The 3,301-nt window shown below is 60.6% G+C and carries 3 protein-coding genes; all 3 read left to right on the top strand.

From position 1 onward, the window contains the following. A partial coding sequence (locus tag EN925_RS40250) for a hypothetical protein (protein ID WP_206632988.1) occupies nt 1-292 on the top strand: 292 nt, incomplete at its 5' end. Nucleotides 293-790: 498 nt separating this feature from the next. After that, nucleotides 791-2,266 carry a chromosomal replication initiator protein DnaA gene (gene dnaA / locus EN925_RS29180; protein ID WP_224618575.1) on the top strand — a complete coding sequence of 492 codons (1,476 nt, stop codon included), beginning with the start codon at nt 791-793 and terminating at the stop codon, nt 2,264-2,266. 303 nt (nt 2,267-2,569) lie between these two features. Continuing rightward, a partial coding sequence (gene dnaN, locus EN925_RS29175) for a DNA polymerase III subunit beta (protein WP_128337111.1) occupies nt 2,570-3,301 on the top strand: 732 nt, incomplete at its 3' end.

The raw sequence follows: 3,301 nt of genomic DNA, 5'->3' as shown, positions 1-3,301 counted from the left end.
ATATGCATGCCTGCTGTTGATCGGCACACTTGAAAATCGCCGGCCTAATGATTCTTGGCTGTCAGAAATAGCTTATATTTTTCAAACGCTTACAGATGGTGATCCACAGCTTGTCCACACCGGACTGGCCCGATCGGGGAGAAGTCGCTGTCAAGCGAATTATTTCAGAATATTTCTGTCAGCGCCCGGTTTTTCATATTCGCCGGAAAAGGGTTTGAATCACAATGGCTTTGTTAAAATGTGCCGTCGCGGCATGCCACTCGAACCCGCCTCCACTAACCAGATTCCTTAAAAATCCGTTAGACGTGGCCTTGCCCTATCCACAGCGATTTCGGTAGTGTCGATCTATCGAAAGGGACGGGCTCTGGCTCTTAACCCAAGCCTGAATCGGCCAGCTTAAATTGGCGGGATTTGCAACGCGGATCAAGTCCGCGGACGGCTTTGGTTTGTCTTTTTCGATACGGTAGGGGACTGGCGTAACTAGACATGGCAGGTAGACGGCGCGCCGGCGCTCTTTTCGCCGGACGGTGTTGTATTGCCCTGACATACCCAACGCGGACTGGCTTCCATGGGCCGGCACCGGTTCCCACGGATAATGGGCGACGTTCACCTGCCGGCGGCGGCAGCGGACATCGTAGCAAAGACTTAGGTCGCCGGAACCGGATGCAGGAGGCGCATCCCCGGCGGAAAACAGGTACGGAAGGACAAGGAAAAGATCATGCAGAGCGGCATCGAAAGGGAACTTACGGGCGACCTCCCATTTCCTGGAACTTTGATCGGAGCAAACGACATGGCGGTGTCCAGCGACGCGGAACAGAAATTCGACCGGGTCAAGACCCAGTTGAAGGCGCGCCTGGGAACCGAAGTCTATTCGAGCTGGTTTGGCCGCATGAAAGTCGCCGAGGCTTCCAAGGGCATTGTCCGCATCTCGGTGCCTACCGCCTTCCTGCGCTCATGGATCAACGGCCACTATCTCGACCTCATCTCCGAACTGTGGAAGCAGGAGGATCCCGATCTTCTCAAGATCGACATCGTCGTGCGCACGGCAACCCGTCAGGGACGCGCCCAGGCCGAGCCAGAGGTAACGCCGGCACGCAGCAAGGTGACACGGCAGACGCAGACGGCGCTTGCCGCAGGCACAGTCAGCCCCAGCCGGGTGGAGCGCGCATCGACTCCGCGTCCGGGCACACCCGTCGAGAGCGAATTCCGCCACAACGTTCTGGGGTCACCGCTCGATCCACGCTACACGTTCGGCTCTTTCATCGAGGGGCCGTCGAACCGGGTGGCCTTCGCCGCCGCCAAGGCAGTGGCGGAATCGCAATCGAGCGCGGTGCGCTTCAATCCGCTCTTCCTTCACGCAACCGTCGGGCTCGGCAAGACCCATTTGCTGCAGGCCATCGCCGCGGAATCGCTGAAGCAGAACCCCAAGTCGCGCGTCGTCTATCTCACGGCCGAGTATTTCATGTGGCGCTTTGCCACCGCCATCCGCGACAACAACGCTCTGACGCTCAAGGAGCAGCTGCGCGACATCGACCTGCTCATCATCGACGACATGCAGTTCCTGCAGGGCAAGTCGATCCAGCACGAATTCTGCCACCTGATCAACATGCTGCTCGACAGCGCCAAGCAGGTCGTCGTCGCTGCCGACCGGCCACCATCGGAACTGGAATCGCTCGAACCGCGGGTCCGTTCGCGCCTCAATGGCGGTGTCGCGCTTGAAATGTCGGCGCCCGATTTCGCCATGCGCCTCGGCATGCTCAAATTGCGCCTTGCCACGGCCAGGAGCGACGACGCATCCCTCGACATTTCGGAGGAGATCCTCAATCACGTCGCCCGCACCGTGACCGGCAGCGGACGCGAGCTGGAAGGCGCCTTCAATCAGCTTTTGTTCCGTCAATCCTTCGAGCCGCAGATCACCATCGACCGGATCGACGAAATCCTCGGCCACATCTATCGCACAGGTGAGCCGAAGCGTGTCCGTATCGAGGACATCCAGCGCATCGTGGCGCGTCACTACAATGTGTCGAAGACCGAATTGCTGTCCAACCGGCGCACGCGCACCATCGTCAAGCCGCGGCAGGTCGCCATGTACCTGTCGAAGGTGATGACGCCGCGCTCGCTACCCGAGATCGGACGGCGTTTCGGTGGCCGCGATCACACCACGGTGCTGCATGCCGTGCGCAAGATCGAGGACCTTTCCGGCAACGACAACACGCTGGCGCAGGAACTTGAGCTTTTGAGGCGGCTGATCAACGATCAGGCCTGACCCTCCGGGAGGGCCGAACCGAAACAACGCCGGGATTCAATGGCTTGCCTGTGTAGCGCCGGGCCTGCATCGGGCTCGTGGCGTGGCCTGGAAGCGATCTGGATTTCGGTTTTTCGACACTGGCTCGCGGACTTCGGGCGCGTTATCCCCAGAAAGCCCGCGTAGCCGGCCTGAACCGGCGGCGCGGGCTTGCGTTTGCTGGTTTTTTCCTGTCAGTTTACGCAGATTCTGAGCCTATTCAGACCTTTCGCGGGACGCCGCTCACTGGTGACCCGTCATTCATTCAAGCGAGCCTGTTTCGTCATGCGTGTTATCCTGGAACGGTCAAATCTCCTGAAGTCGCTCAACCACGTCCACCGTGTGGTCGAGCGGCGAAACACCATACCGATCCTGTCCAACGTGCTGCTCGGCGCCGAAGGCGCCAGCCTCGAAATGAAGGCGACCGATCTCGACCTCGAGGTGACCGAAGCGACGCCCGCCAAGGTGGAGCGCGGCGGGGCGACGACGGTCCCGGCACATCTGCTCTACGACATCGTGCGCAAGCTCGCCGATGGCGCCGAGGTGATGCTGAAGACGGACGAGGACGGCAACGCCATGACGGTGACGTCCGGCCGCTCGAGCTTCCGCCTTCAGTGCCTGCCGCAATCCGACTTCCCGGAGCTTTCGGCCGGATCCTTCTCGCATATCTTCCGTCTCGACTCGGTTGCCCTGAAAGGCCTGATCGAGAAGACCCAGTTCGCCATCTCCACCGAGGAGACACGCTATTACCTGAACGGCATCTACCTGCACACGCATGAGGTCGGCGGCAAGCTGAAGCTGCGCTCGGTGGCGACCGACGGCCACCGCCTGGCGCGCGCCGAGATCGACGCGCCGGCGGGTTCCGAGGGCATGCCGGGCATCATCATTCCGCGCAAGACGGTGAGCGAGCTGCAGAAGCTTGTCGACGATCCGGATGTCGCGGTGACCACCGAACTGTCGGACACCAAGATCCGCTTCACCATCGGCAGCGTGGTTTTGACCTCGAAGCTGATCGAC

Source organism: Mesorhizobium sp. M7A.F.Ca.US.006.04.2.1, from assembly GCF_004022915.1.
Taxonomy (GTDB): Bacteria; Pseudomonadota; Alphaproteobacteria; order Rhizobiales; family Rhizobiaceae; genus Mesorhizobium; species Mesorhizobium ciceri.
The sequence above is the reverse complement of the archived record's forward strand: the minus strand, read 5'-3'. Positions and strand labels throughout refer to the sequence as shown.